At 71.3% G+C, this 14,942-nt stretch carries 16 protein-coding genes; 8 read left to right on the top strand and 8 right to left on the bottom strand.

The window, feature by feature from the left end; translation table 11 throughout:
- The first annotated feature begins 3 nt into the window (after positions 1-3).
- A complete protein-coding gene (locus BLR95_RS11730) occupies positions 4-723 on the top strand; it encodes an MBL fold metallo-hydrolase (protein ID WP_092620188.1) in 720 nt (239 codons plus the stop codon).
- Between the two features lie 243 nt (positions 724-966).
- On the opposite strand, the gene chrA is transcribed toward BLR95_RS11730, so the two are convergent.
- The 4 genes from chrA to BLR95_RS11710 all read right to left on the bottom strand — a co-directional run bounded on the left by chrA (position 967) and on the right by BLR95_RS11710 (position 5,132).
- On the bottom strand, positions 967-2,205 hold the full coding sequence (gene chrA / locus BLR95_RS11725; protein WP_092620185.1) for a chromate efflux transporter: 1,239 nt from the start codon (positions 2,203-2,205) through the stop codon (positions 967-969).
- Positions 2,206-2,212: 7 nt separating this feature from the next.
- On the bottom strand, positions 2,213-2,716 hold the full coding sequence (locus BLR95_RS11720; RefSeq protein ID WP_092620182.1) for a chemotaxis protein CheW: 504 nt from the start codon (positions 2,714-2,716) through the stop codon (positions 2,213-2,215).
- A 196-nt stretch (positions 2,717-2,912) separates the two neighbouring features.
- Entirely contained in the window at positions 2,913-3,743 is an 831-nt protein-coding gene (locus BLR95_RS11715) for a sulfite exporter TauE/SafE family protein (protein WP_092620179.1), read from the bottom strand.
- Between the two features lie 48 nt (positions 3,744-3,791).
- Positions 3,792-5,132 (bottom strand): diguanylate cyclase, encoded by a 1,341-nt coding sequence (locus BLR95_RS11710; RefSeq protein ID WP_281241298.1) that lies wholly within the window; start codon positions 5,130-5,132, stop codon positions 3,792-3,794.
- Positions 5,133-5,587: 455 nt separating this feature from the next.
- On the opposite strand from BLR95_RS11710, the gene BLR95_RS11705 reads away from it, so the two are divergent.
- The 4 genes from BLR95_RS11705 to BLR95_RS16120 all read left to right on the top strand — a co-directional run bounded on the left by BLR95_RS11705 (position 5,588) and on the right by BLR95_RS16120 (position 8,108).
- On the top strand, positions 5,588-5,866 hold the full coding sequence (locus BLR95_RS11705) for a hypothetical protein (protein ID WP_092620173.1): 279 nt from the start codon (positions 5,588-5,590) through the stop codon (positions 5,864-5,866).
- A 202-nt stretch (positions 5,867-6,068) separates the two neighbouring features.
- On the top strand, positions 6,069-6,347 hold the full coding sequence (locus BLR95_RS11700; RefSeq protein WP_092620170.1) for a hypothetical protein: 279 nt from the start codon (positions 6,069-6,071) through the stop codon (positions 6,345-6,347).
- A gap of 197 nt (positions 6,348-6,544) precedes the next feature.
- Positions 6,545-6,949 carry a hypothetical protein gene (locus tag BLR95_RS11695; protein WP_092620167.1) on the top strand — a complete coding sequence of 135 codons (405 nt, stop codon included), beginning with the start codon at positions 6,545-6,547 and terminating at the stop codon, positions 6,947-6,949.
- Between the two features lie 16 nt (positions 6,950-6,965).
- Positions 6,966-8,108: a J domain-containing protein gene (locus BLR95_RS16120; RefSeq protein ID WP_092620164.1), complete on the top strand. Its 1,143-nt coding sequence runs from the start codon at positions 6,966-6,968 to the stop codon at positions 8,106-8,108.
- A gap of 37 nt (positions 8,109-8,145) precedes the next feature.
- Here BLR95_RS16120 and BLR95_RS11685 read toward each other — a convergent pair whose 3' ends face one another.
- Positions 8,146-8,580 carry a flagellar FliJ family protein gene (locus BLR95_RS11685; protein WP_092620161.1) on the bottom strand — a complete coding sequence of 145 codons (435 nt, stop codon included), beginning with the start codon at positions 8,578-8,580 and terminating at the stop codon, positions 8,146-8,148.
- Between the two features lie 3 nt (positions 8,581-8,583).
- Positions 8,584-9,978: a flagellar protein export ATPase FliI gene (gene fliI / locus BLR95_RS11680; protein ID WP_176787807.1), complete on the bottom strand. Its 1,395-nt coding sequence runs from the start codon at positions 9,976-9,978 to the stop codon at positions 8,584-8,586.
- A gap of 95 nt (positions 9,979-10,073) precedes the next feature.
- Here fliI and BLR95_RS11675 point away from each other — a divergent pair, with 95 nt between their 5' ends.
- A complete protein-coding gene (locus BLR95_RS11675; RefSeq protein WP_092620158.1) occupies positions 10,074-11,033 on the top strand; it encodes a phosphotransferase in 960 nt (319 codons plus the stop codon).
- Between the two features lie 161 nt (positions 11,034-11,194).
- Positions 11,195-11,887, top strand: coding sequence for a response regulator transcription factor CtrA (gene ctrA / locus BLR95_RS11670; protein WP_092620155.1), 693 nt, complete (start codon positions 11,195-11,197; stop codon positions 11,885-11,887).
- A 241-nt stretch (positions 11,888-12,128) separates the two neighbouring features.
- Here ctrA and BLR95_RS11665 read toward each other — a convergent pair whose 3' ends face one another.
- Both BLR95_RS11665 and BLR95_RS11660 read right to left on the bottom strand, forming a co-directional pair.
- On the bottom strand, positions 12,129-13,211 hold the full coding sequence (locus BLR95_RS11665; protein WP_092620152.1) for a quinone-dependent dihydroorotate dehydrogenase: 1,083 nt from the start codon (positions 13,209-13,211) through the stop codon (positions 12,129-12,131).
- Between the two features lie 83 nt (positions 13,212-13,294).
- A complete protein-coding gene (locus BLR95_RS11660) occupies positions 13,295-13,858 on the bottom strand; it encodes an HNH endonuclease (protein WP_245689479.1) in 564 nt (187 codons plus the stop codon).
- 116 nt (positions 13,859-13,974) lie between these two features.
- On the opposite strand from BLR95_RS11660, the gene gluQRS reads away from it, so the two are divergent.
- The gene (gene gluQRS / locus BLR95_RS11655; protein WP_092620149.1) at positions 13,975-14,841 is read left to right on the top strand and encodes a tRNA glutamyl-Q(34) synthetase GluQRS; all 867 of its coding nucleotides are present in this window, start codon (positions 13,975-13,977) and stop codon (positions 14,839-14,841) included.
- Positions 14,842-14,942 lie beyond the last annotated feature (101 nt).

The raw sequence follows: 14,942 nt of genomic DNA, 5'->3' as shown, positions 1-14,942 counted from the left end.
GCCATGGCCCAGCCCCTCGACGGCACCGACACTCCCATCACGGCCGGTGACTTCACCCTCAGCACGGTGGTCAGCGCCCCGCCGTGGTACCAGAACGCCTACATCATCCGCCACGATCCCTCGGGCGCCCAGGTGGTGGTCGATCCCGGCACCTCGGCCGACCGTATCCTCCAGGCGGCCGAGGCCCAGGCCAAGGCGAAAGGCGGCGAGGGGGCGGCCATCCAGGCCATCTGGCTGACCCACGCCCACCCCGACCACATCAGCGGCTGCGCCGAGGTGCAACAGACCTGCCGGGTGCCGGTCCGCCTGCACCGCGACGAAATGCCCAACTTCAAACTGGCCCCCGAACTGGCCCGCATGATGGGCCAGCCGCTGACCCTGCCCAGCCAGCCGGAAGAATTCGACACCCACAGCCGACTGACCCTGGGACCGGCCGAGATCACCCTGATCCCCACCCCCGGCCATACCTCCGGCGGCGTCTGCTTCGTCTTCGCCAGCGGCGACAACGACCCCAGCCCCCTGGTGCTGACCGGCGACACCCTGTTCAATCAAGGCGTCGGCCGGGTCGACCTGCCCGGCGGCGACGGCCCGACCCTGGTCAACTCCATCGACCACCTGCTCGACTCCCTGCCCGCCGAAGCCCGCCTGTTCAGCGGCCACGGCCCCTCGTGGACCACCGCCCAAGCCAAACCCTGGTGGCAGACGATCCGCTCCCAACTCTGAGCCCCCGGCGCCGTCGTGCCCGGGCGTCACGCCAAGGGGGCGCTGCCCCCTTGGAACCCCCGCCGGGGGGACCAGGGGCCCCCCCGGACCCCCGCCGTGACTTAAAACCCCACCCAGGGGGGGCAAGCCCCCCTGGGTGGGGTTTTGATTCATGGTGGGGTCTGGGGAGGCCCCCGGCCTCCCCAGCGGGGTTCAAAGGGGCAGCGCCCCTTTGCATGACGCCGGGCACGGCGGTGCCGGGGCTCACAGGCTGAGGGTGCCGATCAGGGCGCAGGTGGCGACGACGGTCCAGGCGGGCAGGTTCCAGTTATTGAGGGCGATCAGGGCGGCGGCGGCCAGGGTCAGGGTTTGGGGGCTGGTGATGCCCGAGGTGAACACCGGGTCGTAGAGGGCGGCGGCGAGCAGGCCGACCACGGCGGCGTTGACGCCCATCAGGGTCTGGCGGGCCTGGGGGGCTTGGCGCAGGCGGTTCCACAGTGGCAGGCCGCCGATGATGAGCAGGCCCGAGGGCAGGAAGATGGCGCCCAGGGCGACCGCCGCGCCGAGCGGGCCGAGGGCCGGGCCGCCGGGGTCTGGGGTGAGCACGGCGCCGAGGAAGGCGGCGAAGGTGAACAGCGGCCCGGGCACCGCCTGGGCGGCGCCGTAGCCGGCCAGGAAGGTGCCGCGCTCGACCAGCCCGGGATCGACCACCTCGGCCTGGAGCAGGGGCAGCACCACGTGACCGCCGCCGAAGACCAGCGAGCCGGCGCGATAGAACGAGTCGGCGACACTCAGCAGGGTGCCGGCCTCGCCGGGGGCGAGGCGGGCGGCCAGTGGCAGGGCGAGCAGGATCAGGGCGAACAGGGCCAGACAGATGGCGGCCAGGGCCTTGCCCACCGGGGGGTGTGGGTCGGGGCCGTCGGGTGGGGTGGTGTCGGGCGGTTTCAGCCAGATCAAGCCGATCAGGGCGCCGCCCAGGATGACCGTCACCTGGGCCAGCGGGGCGCTGCCGAGGAGGGGGGGCAGGAGCAGGGCGCCGGCCAGGCCGAGGCCGGCGATGGTCGCCCGCTGGCGATCGGGGGTCAGGCTGCGCGCCAGCCCGAGCACGGCATGGGCGACCACGGCGACGGCGGCGGCTTTCAGGCCGGCGACCCAGCCGGCGCCGGCCTCCGGGGCCAGCCAGACGGTGCCGTAGGCGAAGCCGAGCATGAGCAGGGCCGAGGGCAGGGTGAAGGCGAGCCACGCCATCAGCAGGCCGGGCAGGCCGGCGCGCATCAGGCCGATGGCCATGCCGACCTGCGACGAGGCGGGGCCGGGCAGGAACTGGGCCAGGGCGACCAGATCGGCGTAGGCGGCGTCGGACAGCCAGCCGCGCCGCTCCACAAAGGCCTGCCGGAAGTAGCCGAGATGGGCCACCGGGCCGCCGAAGGAGGTCAGGCCGAGGGCAAGAAAAACCCGGCCCACCTCCAGGAGGGAGCCTGGAGATGGGGTGGGGTGGCGCATGGCCGGCTCAGGCGGCGTTCTGGAAGTCGAGCAGCTGGTCGATCTCGAGCACCACCATCAGCTCGCCCTCGACCCGGCAGACGCCGCCGGAGATGGCGCGCCAGCGGGGATCAAGGGTCGAGGGGTTGGGCTCGATGCGTTTGAGCGGCAGGCTCTGCACGTTGCCCACCGCGTCGACGCGCAGGCTGTACAGCTCCTGGCCCATTTCCACGGTGACGCACATCGGCTTGCCGGGGCCGCCCTTTTTCGGCGGCAGGCCAAGGCGGGTGCGCACGTTGATCACGGTGACGATGCGCCCGCGCAGGTTGATGGCGCCTTCCACCTCGGGCGGGGCCAGGGGGATGCGGGCGATCTTCTCGGGGATCAGGATGTCCTGCACCCGCTCCACCGGGATGCCGAACAACTGGCGGTCCAGGTAGACGGTGACGAAGACCTGCTCGGCCACGGTGGCGACGGCGCGGCCGCCCTCGCGCACCGGAACCAGTTCGGAAGAGTCGGAAGCCTGGGCCATGGTCTGTCCGGTCCTTGTCGTTTGGCGCATCCTGGTGCGAGGTCGCCTGAGGGGTCGCCTGGCGCACCCTGTGCGTGCAGTTCCCCTCGCCGAGGTCTGGGCGGCGGCACCCGGGGGGTTATCCCGAAAAGCCCGCCGTTTGTCGCATGATCCCAGGAAACGGGGCTGAATTAAAGAGCCTTTTCGCCTTTTCGGCTCAGCCCAGCAGGTCGATCATCATGCGCCCCCCGGTCAGGGCCAGGAAGAGGGCGAAGGCGCGGCGCAGCCACAAGGGGCTGATGGCGTGGGCCAGCCGGGCGCCGAGCGGCGCGCTGAGCACGGTCGCCGGGACGATCAGCGCGAAGCCCAGAAGGTTCACGTAGCCCAGGGTCAGCGGTGGCCGGCCGGGGACGTCGTGGCCGCTTGAGAGGAACCCGATCACCGCCGGCACGGCGATGATCAGGCCGATCGCCGAGGCGGTGCCGACGGCGCGGCGGATGGGAAAGCGGCACAGCGACAGGGTGGGCACGCTCAGGGTGCCGCCGCCGATGCCCATCATCGCCGACACCGCGCCGATGGTGCCGGCGGTGGCGACGCGCGCCGGCCCCCGGGGCAGGCCCTTGAAGAGGGCCGTGCCCTCGGGCCGGAAGGCCATGTCGGCGGCCACCGCCAGGGCGACCACGGCGAACACCGCCGACAGCACACGGCCCTCGACCATCACCGCCAGAGCGGTGCCGGCCAGCACGCCGAGGAAGATCCACGGGCCCCAGCTTTTCAGCAGGTCGACATCGATGCTGCCGCGCCGCCAGTGGGCCCGCGCCGAACTGATCGAGGTGAGCACGATGGTGGCCAGCGAGGTGGCCACGGCAACGTGCATGCGCACCTCGGGCTCGATGCCCAGGGCGGCGAACAGGTGATAGAGCACCGGCACGATGACGATGCCGCCGCCCACCCCGAGCAGCCCGGCCAGCACCCCGGCGACGCCGCCGGTGGCGGCGAGCAGGGCGGCGAGCAGGGTCAGGTAAAGGGGGTCGGCGGGCAGGGGCATGGGGGGAATCCTTGGGAGGTGGGGAGGGTCAGAGCGGGTGGGGGCGGGTCAGAGCGGGTGGGGGGCGGGGCGACCGGTGCTTTCGGCGGGCGCCTCGATCATCTTGCCCTCGACCCGGTTGCGGCCGCCGCTTTTGGCCAGGTAGAGCAGGCGGTCGGCCGGTGACAGCAGGTCCTCGTCCCAGGTGTCGGGAGTGCGCGGATAGACCGCGAAGCCGACCGAGACGGTGAAGCGGACCGTCTGTCCGTCGGCTCCCGGCACCTCCAGCGCTTCCACCTCGCGGCGCACGGCTTCCAGGCTGTGGCGCATCTGGCGCGGCGTCATGTCGACGCAGATCACGGCGAATTCCTCGCCGCCGTAGCGCACCACCAGATCGGTGGCGCGGCCGAAATGGCTGGCCAGACAGTCGGCGAAGCGCTTCAGGCACTGGTCGCCGACGGCATGGCCGTGGCTGTCGTTGACGCCCTTGAAGTGGTCCAGGTCGAACATGGCGACGGCCAGCGACAGACCGGTCCGGCGGGCCAGGGCGACCAGCAGCGGCGCCCGCTCCCGCAGGTGGTTGCGGTTCATGGCGCCGGTCAGCGGGTCGGTCTCGCCGCGCCGGGCCAGTTCGCCGTTGGCCCGGTCCAGCATCTGGTTCAGGCGGTGCAGGCGGCGGTTCCAGTACAGGGCCAGGCCGAGCAGGACGAGGGCCAGGACGACATAGGGGGCCAGCTTGATCCACTGCCAGCGCATGTCGTAGCGCACCGGCAGCCAGCGGGCCATGAAGTCGTTCAGGGTGCGTGGCGCGATGGTTGCCACCGCCTTGTCGAGAATTCCCGAAAGCAACGGCAGGTCGGCCCGCACCGCCATGGCGGCGGGGAATTCCAGGTCCAGATGGCCGGCCACCTTGAGGTTGCTCAGGCCCTGCCTCTGGATGGCCAGGCTGACCACCGGCAGCACGCCGGTGAAGGCATGAAGCTCGCCGCGCGAGACCTTGAGCAGCCCCTCGGCGACGCTGGCCACCTCGATCAGCTCGACCTCGGGATAGGCCTGGCGGATCGGGGCGATGGTGGGATAGTCGCGCGGGATACCCACCGAGCGCCCGGCGAGCAGCGCGAAATCCAGCTCGAACGGGGCTTCGAGGCGGGTCACGTAGACGTTGCGCAGCCGCAGGTAGGGGTGGGTGCGGCGGGTTCCCGGGGGCGGCGGGCCAAGGGCCACCTCGGCGGTCAGCAGGTCGCAGTCGCCGGCCTGGAAACGGGCCAGCGACTGCTGCCAACTGTCGGTTGGCAGCAACTGGAAGGTCAGCCCGGTCCGCTCGGCGATCAGCTTCAGGATGTCGGCGATGACGCCAATGTGGCGGCCCTGGGCGTCGATGCCCTCAAGCGGCATCCAGTTGGGGTCGATGCAGGTGCGGATCGGCGGTGCCTCGGCCAGGAAGGCGCGTTCCGCCGGGGTCAGGGAGCGCGTGAAGTCGGCCGTGCGGTCGGCCGTGTCGGCCGCCTGCGCGGCGGCCGGGCGGGTCAGGCTGGCGGCGACCAGGGCGATCAGGGCGATCAGGAGCCAACCGGCGATCGGCCATGGCGGGCCCGCAAGGTGTCGCTGGGTCGCTGGGGGGAGGCGATGGCCGATGGTGGAGTCTCCTGGCCCCGGGGCGGAAGGGGCGCGGCGGTGGCGAAGGTTGCCCTGTTTTTAATCCTTCGCAAGGACGGCGCAAGAGGGCTGGGCGCGGGATCTTCTATTCCATATGGACATGATGCGATTTTTCCGCTCAGATCAATGGGCGGTTGATTGCCGCGCCAGATTTGCCACCCTGTGAGCAGGTTCCTTGGAGCTCGTATCAACTTGACGGAGGGAGTCCCATGACCAGGATGATGCTTGCCGCTGTCGCGGCGCTTGGCTTGGCCGGCTGCGCGGTGTCCGGGGCCCAGGTTCTGGACTCCGGCGACGGCAAGGTGGTGACCGCCTATGCCGACGCTTCCGGGCTGGCCTCGGCCAACCAGGGCGCCAGCCGCTACTGCGCCTCGATGGATCAGGTGGCGGTGCGGGTGGCCGACGAGCCCTATCACGGCAACCTCAACACCCTGATCGATTGGCGCCAGGTCACTTTCGAGTGCCAGGACCCGCCGGCCGAAAGCTGAGTCCGCCGGCCGGTCCGATCATGGACCGCGTTCGGGCCCGGCGTCGCGGGTCGGGTCCCCCGCGCGACAGGCCTGCGAGGTGATTTCCGCATGGAGATCAGGGCTTTGAATCGGTGGCTCGATGGTTGACCACCATCGAAACGGCATTAGGTGACGGGGGTATCCGATAGACCTTCCCACCCTCGAAAACCGGAGGCCGAGCATGATCAAAGCCAGTCTCGCCGCCACCGCCGTCCTGGCTCTGGGCGCCTGCGCCGTGCCCGGGACCCATGTCCTCGAGTCGGGTGATGGCCGCGTCGTCGCCACCTATGTCGAACCGTCCGGGCGGCCCACCGCCACCGCCGGGATCGCCGCCTACTGCGCCGACCGGGGCCAGCAGCCGGTGGTGATCAGCGACGTGCCCACCAAGCGCCCGATCAACAGCCATGTCGACTGGCGCCAGCGCACCGTCCAGTGCCAGAATCCGCCGGCCGAAGGCTGATCGCCCCACGGGGGCCGAGCCGGGCAAACCCAAGCAGGGCAAACCCAAGCAGGGAAAGTCACGGCGGCCCGGCGGCGGTCCCGGTCGGGAGTCGTGGGGTGGGCGTCGGCATCGTGCCAGCTTGCCGTGCCAACTTGCCGAGCCAACTTGCCGAGCCAACTTGCCGGCGCCGGGCGGCCGGTTCATGATGGGGCACGATGTGTTCCCCGACCCACCCCCATGACGACCGCGCCCGGCGCCGGGCCGCCCTGACCGTTCGCCCCAACCCTCGCCCGGCCAGCGACTATCTGGTCGATTGGCGGCGCACGGTGGCGCTGCCCGACGGGGCCCCCCTGGCGGGGCGGGTCGGGCTGGCCGTGGCCTATGTGCCCGACCGCCTGATCCTCGAGGCGGCCGGGCTGACGGCGGCGCTCGACCTGGTGGCGGCGCAGCCCTGGCCCGACCTGGAAAGCCTCGCCGTGGCCTTTCACGACGACCTGCTGAACGCCCTGGTGCCGCGCTGGCTGTGCCTCAAGGCCAGCCACGGCACCGCCGGGGCGCGCCACCGGGTGACCGTCGAAGAACGCCAGCCGGGCTGGGCCAACCCGGCCCTGACCGGCTGAGGCGGCGACCCTTCCCATGGCGCGGGCCGGGCCGGACCCCGAAGGCTACTACACCATCCTTGGCGTCACGCCGGGGGCGGGCGCCGACGCCCTGAAGCGGGCCTATCACCGCCAGGCCAAGCAACTGCACCCGGACCACAACCCCGGCCCGGCGGCCGCCGATGCCTTCCAGCGGCTGGTCGAGGCCTATCGGGTGCTCGCCGACCCGCAGGCGCGGGCCCGCTACGACGCCGGCCAGCCGGCCCAGGCGCCGCCACCACCGGCGGCGCCCCTGACCCGCTGCGTGTGTGGCAAGGTTTCCGCCCAGCCGCGCCACGTGGTGTTCACCCGGGTCAGCGGCCGGTTGTGGAAAACCCGCGTCGAGCGCCGGGGCCGGGTCTTCTGTTCGCGCTGTGTCGAGGCCGCCGGCCTCAAGGCCAGCCTGCATTGCTGGCTGTTCGGCTGGTGGAGCCTGGGCGGGCCGTGGGCCACCGTGAAGGCCCTGTTCGGCAACGCCCTGGGCGGCACAAGGCCGGTCGCCGAGAACCGCCGCCTGCTGCTCGATCAGGCGCGGGCCTTCCTGTGGCGCGGCCGGCCCGAGCTGGCCCACGGCCTGGCCCTGCAGGCCCGCCGCTTCGCCCCCGACGCGGAAAGCCGCAAGCCGGTCGATGGCGTCCTGGCCGCCCTGCCGCAACGCGCCTACCCGCCGGTGCGCGACGCCTGGCGCCGCCCCGGACGTGGCCGCTGGCTGCACTGGCTGCCGGTCGCCCTGCTCGTCGCCGGGCTGTCGGTGGGGGTCTATCCGTGGGCCCGGCAGACGGTGGGTGGGCTGCTGGCCCCCGACCCGCCGCCGCCCACGGCGGTGCCGGGGGGGCGCCTGACCGTGCTCTCCACCGGCCATCTGTATGCCCTGGGCGGTGGGCGGGAAAATGGCGCGGGTGGGCGGGAAAACGGTGGGCGGGAAAATGGCGCCGTGAGGCTTCACATCAGCCCGGATGCCGGCAGCGTGGTGGTCGCCGAACTGGCGCCGGGCAGCATCGTGCTGTTGATCGACCTGCTCGCCGGGGCCGACGGGCAGGCCCACTGGGCCCGCGTCCTGGGGCCGGAAGACAGCATGGGCTTCATCCCGACCCACGCCCTGAAACCCCTGCCCCCCGGCCTGCGCCGCGAGGTGCCGTAAGGCGCCTCATTGAATGTGTTGCCACAAGGCGCCCCGCTCAGCTCCCGGCGGTCTTGCCCTGCCGGCGGTGCAGGTTCAGGGCCACCTCGTCCAGCACCATCTGGTCCTTGCGCGCCAACTCCTTGCGCGCCCGCTCGTCGCGGGCCGCCTGGGCGATCTCGAAGGTCTTCAGTTCCTTGAAGGTTTCGGCCAGGCGGTCCTGGGTCTGCTGGATGCGGGCCCGGGTGTTGGCCAGGGCCTGGGCCAACTCCTCCTGCTTGGCCAGATAGGCGGTGGCGAACGGACCATAGGTCAGGCCCGAGGTCATCGGGTTGCCGGCGGCGATTCTCTGTTCCGCCTTCAGGCCCTCGGCCAGGGCGGCCTGAAGGTCCAACGCCCGCTGCTCGGCGGCCAGCCATTCGGCCAGGGCGCGGCGCTGTTCGTCCACTTCCCACTGGCGCAGGCGGATGACGGTGGCAAGGTCGCGGGCCATGGCTTAACCGTCCGCTGCCCCGGTCGGCGGCGCCGTCGGATCGTCCAGGTTCGGATCGTCCAGGTCGAGCAGGCCGGCCAGCCGCCGGTAGCCATCGGCCAGGCTGGTCGCGTCGTCCTTGCGCTGCGACAGGAAGTCGTCGAGCCCCGGCTGGTAGTGGATGGCCTGATCGACCTCGGCGTTGCTGCCGCTGCGGTAGGCGCCCAGGCGGATCAGCTCGCTCATGTCCTCAAAGGTGGCCATCAGGCGCCGTGCCCGGTCGACCAGTTGGTTCTCGGGCTCGCTGTTGCAGTCGGGCATGGTCCGCGAGACGCTGCGCAGCACGTTCACCGCCGGATAGCGGCCGCGCTCGGCAATCGCCCGGTCGAGCACGATGTGGCCGTCGAGGATGCCGCGCACGGCATCGCTGACCGGCTCGTTGTGGTCGTCGCCCTCGACCAGCACGGTGAACAGCCCGGTGATCGAGCCCTGGCCGATGCGCCCCGGCCCGGCGCGCTCCAGAAGGCGCGGCAATTCGGCGAAGACGGTCGGCGTGTAGCCCTTCGAGGCTGGTGGCTCGCCGGCCGACAGGCTGATCTCGCGCTGGGCCATGGCAAAGCGGGTCACGCTGTCCATCAGGCACAGCACCTCCTTGCCCTGGTCGCGGAAGTACTCGGCCACGGCCAGCGTGGTGTAGGCCGCCTGACGGCGCATCAAGGGGGTTTCGTCGCTGGTCGCCACCACCACCACGGCGCGCCGCATCCCTTCCTCGCCCAGGTCGTCCTCGATGAACTCGCGGGCCTCGCGGCCGCGCTCGCCGACCAGGCCCAGCACGATCACATCGGCCGTGGTGTGGCGGGTCATCATCGACAGCACGGTCGACTTGCCGACGCCCGAGCCGGCGAAGATGCCCATCCGCTGGCCTTTGCAGCAGGTCAGGAAGGTGTTGATGACGCGCACCCCCAGGTCGAGCTTGCCGCCCACCCGCTGGCGGGTGTGGGCAGGCGGCGGGCGACCCCGAATGGCATAGGCCCGCTCGCCGGCGGGCAGTGGCGGGCCGCCGTCGACCGGATCGCCGAAGGCGTTGACCACCCGGCCCAGCCAGCCATCGGCCGGATACAGCACCGGGTCGGCGTCGGCCACCTCGACCCGCGCCCCCAGGCCGATGCCGTCCAAGGGCTCGAAGGGCATGAGAAGGGTCTTGCCCTCGGCGAAGCCGACCACCTCGCAAGGCACCCGGCGCTGGTCGCGGGCGATCACCCGGCAGCGGTCGCCGACCGAAAGCTGGCCCAGGATGCCGCCGATCTCGACCAACATGCCCTGGATCGCCGACACCCGCCCGAACAGGGTGTGGCCGGGCAGGCGCTCGATCTCCTTGGTCAGGCCACGGATGGTCTCGGACAGAAGGGGCTCGGACATGGAGGCGGGGCTCGCGGCTCGGGGGCTCTTCCCACCCGCCGGTGGGGGCGATACTTTAGGCATCCGCCGCTTAACGCCCGCTTAACCCGGTTGCCATGGCCCCTTTGCTGCCCCCGCCGCCCGACCCCATCCGCCAGGCCATGCGCCGGGTGCCGCTGCTCGCCCCGCTGGCCGACCAGCCGGCCGGGGTCGGCTGGCGCCGGCTGGTCGGCGGCGACCTGGGGCTGATCGAGGTGGGCGGCACCCGGGTCGCCCTGCGCCTGCCCGAGGGCACCCCGGTCCCCGAGGCGCACGGCGAGGAGATCGACAACTGGACCGCCGCCGCCGGGCGCGGCCTGGCCCCGCCGCTGCTGTTCGCCGACCCCGCCGACGGGCTGGTCGTCTTCGCCTGGCCCGAGGGCAGCCCGGCCACCCCGCGCGCCCTGGCCGAGCCCCAGGTGGCCGGCCGCGTCGGCCGGCTGCTCGGCCGGCTGCACCGGGGGGCGGCCTTCCGCCACCGCTTCACGGTGTGGGACCGGCTGGCCCGCTGGCGCCCGGTGCTCGAGGCCTGGGACACCGACAGCCTGGGCCGCATCGACCATCTGGCGGCCGAGGTCGAGGCCCTGCGCCCCCTGCTGCGCGCCACCGCGCCGCCCGAAACCCCGTGCCACAACGACCTGACGCCGCGCCGGCTGGTGATCGGCCCCAGGCGCGTGCAACTGATCGACTGGGCGCTCTCCGGGATGGGCGACCCGCACCTCGATCTGGCCGAGCTGATCGCCCAGGCCGAGCTGCCCCAACCGGCCCAGGCCGCCCTGCTCGCCGCCTGGGCCGAAGCGGCCGGCGCCGCCCCCCCGGAGGCCCGGGTTACCTGCCTTAAGCCGGTGATCGCCCTGTGGTGGGCCCTGCGCCATGCCGAGCGTCTGGATCAGGCCCTGCGCGCCGGCGACCTGGATAACGCCCAGCGTCACCGCGAACTGTGCCGCGATCAGGTGGACGCCCTGGCCGGGCGCCTGGACGATCCCGCCCTGATCGAAGCCCGGGCCCGCTTGACGAGCCCCCCGGAATCGGCCTGACATCGGGCGACTCGCCGGATTCCTTGCCCTTATGGTGAAGGGCTGGTACCCTGCCTTTTATTAACCTTGGTTAAGCCTTCGCGAACCGCGCGCGGTTCGGCGCCCGTCCACACACCGGACCGGGCCACCGCCCTTTACCCTTACATAAGGGAGGCCCCGCCATGCGGGTTCTGCTGATCGAGGACGATCCCTCCACCGCCCGCGCCGTGGAAGCCATGTTGCGCCACGAGAACTGGGTGGTCGACGCCACCGCGCAAGGCGAGGACGGCCTGGAAATCGGCCGCCTGTACGACTACGACATCATCCTGCTCGACCTCATGCTGCCCGACATGGACGGTCTCGACGTGCTGCGCGGCCTGCGCAACAGCCGGGTGACCACCCCGGTGCTCATCCTCTCCGGCCTCGGCGGCCCGGAAAGCAAGGTCAAGGGGCTCGGCGTCGGCGCCGACGACTACCTGACCAAACCCTTCGACAAGGCCGAACTGATCGCCCGCATCCAGGCCATCGTGCGACGCTCCAAGGGACACGCCGAATCGCGCGTCGCGGTCGGCCGGCTGACCGTCAACCTGGATGCCCGCACCGCCGACGTCGACGGCACCCCGCTGCACCTGACCGGCAAGGAATACGGCATCCTCGAACTGCTCGCCATGCGCCGTGGAACCACCCTCACCAAGGAACAGTTCCTCAATCACCTCTACGGCGGCCTGGACGAACCGGAGCTGAAAATCATCGACGTCTTCATCTGCAAACTGCGCAAGAAAATCGCCACCGCCACCGGCGGCGATACCTACATCGAAACCGTCTGGGGACGCGGCTACGTCCTGCGCCACCCCGATCCCGCCAACGCCGCCTGAAGCTCCCGCCGAGCCAGGCCAAGGGGGCGCTGCCCCCTTGGAACCCCCGCCGGGGGAGCCTGGGGCTCCCCCGGACCCCCGCCGCGACTTAAAGCCGGGAAAGAGGGGGTGTCTGAGCGCGCGCGCTCAGACACCCCCTCTTTCCCGGCTTTGACTCATGGTGGGGTCTGGGGAGGCCTCGGGCCTCCCCAGCGGGGATTTCAAAGGGGCGGCGCCCCTTTGACGTGGCTCGGGCGGAGCCTCAGTCGGCGCCGGCGCCGATGGCGTCTTGCAGGGTTTCGAAGCCGTCGGCTTTCAGGCGTTCGGCGAGGTCGTGTTTGAGGGCGGGCAGCAGTTCGGGGCCTTTGAAGACGAGGGCGGTATAGAGTTGGATCAGGCTGGCCCCGGCCAGGATCTTGGCGTAGGCGGTGGCGCCGTCTTCGATGCCGCCGACGCCGATCAGGGGCAGTTTGCCGCCGGTGCGTCGGTAGACTTCGCTGAGCAGGGCGGTCGAGGCCTCGAACAGCGGCCGGCCGGACAGGCCGCCCGGTTCGGCGCGGTGGGGTCCGTTCAGTTGGGGCGGCCGGGCGATGGTGGTGTTGGAGATGATCAGGCCGTCCGGTCCGCCGTCTTCCAGGGCCGTGGCGACGATGTCGGCGAGGTCTTCCTCGGTCAGGTCGGGGGCGATTTTCAGAAGCAGGGGCGGGGTTGGGCAGCCGGCTTCGGCGCACGCGGCGTCGCGGGCCTCGCGGGTGGCGGCCAGGATGGTGGTCAGGTTGGCCCGGCTTTGCAGGGCGCGCAGGCCGGCGGTGTTGGGCGAGGAGACGTTGACGGTGAGGAAGTCGGCCAGCGGGGCCAGGGCGCGGGCGCCGGCGGCGTAGTCGGCCGGGGCGTCCTCGCTGTCGCGGTTGACGCCCAGGTTCACCCCGACCGGCCCGGGGTTGGGGTTGGAGGGGCCGCGCCGGGCGCCGAGGCGGGCGGTCATCGCCTCCAGGCCCTGGTTGTTGAAGCCCATGCGGTTGATCACCGCCATATTCTCCGGCAGGCGGAACAGGCGGGGCTTGGCGTTGCCCGCCTGGGGCCGGGGGGTGACGGCGCCCACCTCGGTGAAGGCGAAGCCCAGCCTGAGGCAGGCGTCGGGGCACTCGGCGTCCTTGTCGAAGCCGGCGGCGAGGCCGACCGGGTTGGGGAAGCGGCGGCCGAACACCTCGACCGCCAGGGCCGGATCATCGGGAGTCTTCTGGCGTCCACCGAAACCGGAGGCCAGCACCTTGATGGCCAGACGGTGGGCGTTTTCGGGTTCGAGCCGCTCGATCAGCGGCCAAGCCAGGCGATACAGGGACATGGGCGGACGCGCTCCCCTCGTGGACGACGATGGCGGCGCAGGATACGCCAGAAAGTCCCTGTCGGAACAGGGGCTTTCGACGCCTACCAGGGGTCCAGTTCGCTGTCCCAGTAAAGAAAATCCCGCCAACTTTCGTGAAGATAGTTTGGCGGGAAGGCGCGGCCGAATTCCTGGAGCATGGGCGATGTGGGTTCCATGGGCTCCCGGATCAGGGGCATCCCGGCCTGTCGGGGCAGGCGTGAGCCTTTCTTCAGGTTGCAGGCCCCGCAGGCGGTGACCACGTTGTGCCACGTGGTGCGCCCACCCTTCGAGCGCGGCACCACATGGTCGAAGGTCAACTCGTGGGTCGGGAAGCGCTGGCCGCAGTACTGGCAGGTGAAGCGGTCGCGCAGGAAGACGTTGAAGCGGGTGAAGGCCGGGCGACGGGCGACCGGCGCGAACTCCTTCAGCGAGATCACGCTGGGCAGCCGCACGGCCTGGCGCGGCGAACGGATTTCGCGCTCGTACTCGCTGACCACGTTGACCCGCTCCAGGAACACCGCCTTTATGGTGTCCTGCCACGACCACAGGGACAGCGGAAAGTAGCTCAACGGCCGGAAGTCGGCGTTGAGAACCAGCGCGGGACAGTTTTCCAGGGCCACCTGCACGGGGTGTCCTCCCGTGGTTCCATCTCACCAGATATAGTAGCTTCTAGCAGAGCAACCGCCAACCGAATCGTCACACTTTGGTGAAATCGCACAATTCCGCGCCTTCCGAGCCGTCCGTGGGATGGGTCACCCGGTTTGCCCCGTCGCCCAGCGGGCGGCTCCACCTGGGGCACGCCCTGAGCGCCCTGTTCGCCGCCGAGCAGGCCGGGCCCGGGGGGTGTTTCCGGCTGCGCATCGAGGACATCGACACCGGCCGCTGCCGCGAGGAGTTCGTCGCCGGGATCTTCGAGGATCTGGCCTGGCTGGGCCTGTCCTGGCCCCAGCCGGTGCGCCGCCAGTCGGAACATCTGGCCGACTATCGCGCCGCCCTGGATCGTCTGGAGTCGCTCGGCCTGCTCTATCCCTGCTTCTGCACCCGGGCCGAGATCACCCAGGAGGTGGCCGAGGCGGTCCGCGCCCCGCACGCCCCGCCGCCCGGGCCGGACGGGCCGCGCTACCCCGGGACCTGCCGCCGACTCGGACCGGACCAGCGCGCCGCCCGGCTGGCCGCCGGAACGCCCCATGCCCTCAGGCTCGACATGGAAAAGGCTCTGGCGCTGGTGGCCGAGAAGACCAGCGGCGCGCCGCTGGTCTGGCACGACCTGGACCGCGGGCCGCAAATCGCCACCCCGGAAATCTTCGGCGACCCGGTGCTGGCCCGCAAGGACATCCCGACCAGCTACCATCTCGCCGTCACCCTGGATGACCACCTGGAAGGCATCACCCTGGTCACCCGGGGCAACGACCTGGAACCGGCCACCCACCTGCACCGCCTGCTGCAATGCCTGCTCGACCTCAAGGTGCCGCAGTGGCGCTTCCACCGCCTGCTGACCGGCCCCGACGGCCGCCGGCTGGCCAAACGCGACCACGCCCAAACCCTCGACCACCTGCGCCAAACCGGAACCCCCCCAGACCACATCCGACACCTCACCGGAGGGCACTGATCGAGCAAGGCAAAGGGGCGCCGCCCCTTTGAACCCCGCTGGGGAGGCCGGGAGGCCTCCCCAGACCCCACCATGAGTCAAAGCCGTGAAGAGGGGGGTAT

Source organism: Roseospirillum parvum, from assembly GCF_900100455.1.
In the GTDB taxonomy this organism is placed as follows: Bacteria; Pseudomonadota; Alphaproteobacteria; order Rhodospirillales; family Rhodospirillaceae; genus Roseospirillum; species Roseospirillum parvum.
Note: the sequence above shows the minus strand (reverse complement) of the source record. Positions and strands in the feature narration are given on the sequence as shown.